Annotated in this window: 1 protein-coding gene; it reads right to left on the bottom strand. The window is 63.8% G+C overall.

What is annotated here, in order from left to right:
* Positions 1 to 176: 176 nt before the first annotated feature.
* Positions 177 to 1,616, bottom strand: coding sequence for an IS1182 family transposase (locus B9A15_RS22295; RefSeq protein ID WP_084413146.1), 1,440 nt, complete (start codon positions 1,614 to 1,616; stop codon positions 177 to 179).
* Positions 1,617 to 1,673 lie beyond the last annotated feature (57 nt).

Here is a 1,673-nt window from a genome sequence, read left to right as displayed (position 1 = left end):
CCAGGCCGTGTCAAAACGTCGACAGGGTTATCGTTCGATGTTTTGAGGCCGACCGGATGGCCGAGCGCCGGGAGATGGGGCTTTGACGGCTGCGTTGTCCGATATCGCCGGGACAAAGTGATCCAGATTGCTTCTGCCATCCAGTTGCTCACTCCGCGCCACGGACACGGGCCCTATCAGCCTGTCATGGCAGCGAGGAGCTTTCTGCTTCCCATGATGTTGAGGACGCGGGTCAGATTGTAGGCGAGCACGTGAAACGCCATCTCGGCCGACACGCGTGGCAGCGTCCGGGTCAGGAAGTGGGTCGCCCCCATCCGCGCCTTCAGTGTGCCGAAGGGGTGCTCGACCGTCTCGCGTCGCACCTGCATGGCCTGCGGGTCGGCGTCCAGCCGGCGCTGGACGTTCTCCAGAACGTCCTCGTGCTCCCAGCGCGTCACGCGTCGTTCCTTGCCCGTGGTGCAGTCCGCCTTCAGCGGGCAGGTTTGGCAGGCATTCGTCCAGTAGCGGCTGAGCGTCAGGCCGTTTTCCACCGTCGTATAGCGGTAGGCGAGCATCTCTCCTGCCGGGCAGCGATAGGCATTCTCCTCGCGGATGTAGAGAAAGTCCTCCTTGCCGAAGCGCCCTGCCGCCTTGGCTCCCGATGTCATGGGACGAGGCAGGGTGACGGCGATGCCGGCGTTCTCGCAAGCCAGGATCTCCTCACCGGAGTAGTAGCCTCGGTCGGCCACCGCATCGAGCCGATCGACCTGAAGCGCCTGTCTGGCCTTCTCGGCCATGCCGCTGAGTTGAGCCCGGTCCGATCCGACATTGGTGACTTCGTGCGCGACGATCAGGTGATGTCCGCTCTCCACCGCCATCTGGACGTTATAGCCGACCATGCCCGAGCCGCGCCCGCTGGTCGCCATCGAGCGGGCGTCGGGATCGGTCAGCGAAATCTGCCGGTCCGGTGCCGCCGCCATCTGCGCTTCCAGGCCGGCAAGGCGCTCCATCTCCTGTCCAAGACGGGCAATCTTCTCCTTCAGCCGAACGACCTTGGCAGCAAGCTCCGGCGTCGGCTCCTGGCGGTCGGCCGTGTCGAGCTGGGCGAGGTAACGCGATACGCTCTCCTCGATCTGTTCGCGCCGCCGCTCAAGCTTGGCCTTGGTGAAGTTGCGGTCGCGATTGTTGACCGCCTTGAACTTCGAGCCGTCGATCGCAACGCGTGTACCTGTCAGGAGACCCATCTCGCGGCACAGGGAAACGAAGCGGGCGCAGACCCGTCCGATGGCTTTGCCGTTCCGTCGGCGGAATTCGGCAATGGTCTTGTGATCGGGCGACAGACGGCCCGTCAGCCACATCACCTCGACATTGCGGCCAGCCTCGCGTTCCAGGCGGCGGCTGGACGGAACGCGGTTCAGGTAGCCGTAGACATAAAGCTTCAAGAGAGCGAAAGGATGATAGCTAGGGCGTCCCGTCGCGGCCGCTTCGACACCCTCGAAGCCGAGCGACCCCAGATCCAGCGCATCGACAAAAGCATCGATCACCCGGACCGGATTGTCCTCCTCGATCCAGTCCTGGAGGCAGGGCGGAAACAGTGTCACCTGATCGCGATCAGAACCACAAACGAAGCGCCCCATGCCAACCTCCGGTCAACCCGGAAGACCATAGCACGAGCAGCGTTTTGACACAGCCAG

Origin of the sequence: Fulvimarina manganoxydans (assembly GCF_900176465.1) — a bacterium.
In the GTDB taxonomy this organism is placed as follows: domain Bacteria; phylum Pseudomonadota; class Alphaproteobacteria; order Rhizobiales; family Rhizobiaceae; genus Fulvimarina; species Fulvimarina manganoxydans.
The sequence above is the reverse complement of the archived record's forward strand: the minus strand, read 5'-3'. Positions and strand labels throughout refer to the sequence as shown.

What these genes read in the sequence shown, in the direction of transcription:
- B9A15_RS22295 (WP_084413146.1), bottom strand. Translation starts at nt 1,616, where the DNA reads ATGGGGCGCTTCGTTTGTGGTTCTGATCGCGATCAGGTGACACTGTTT.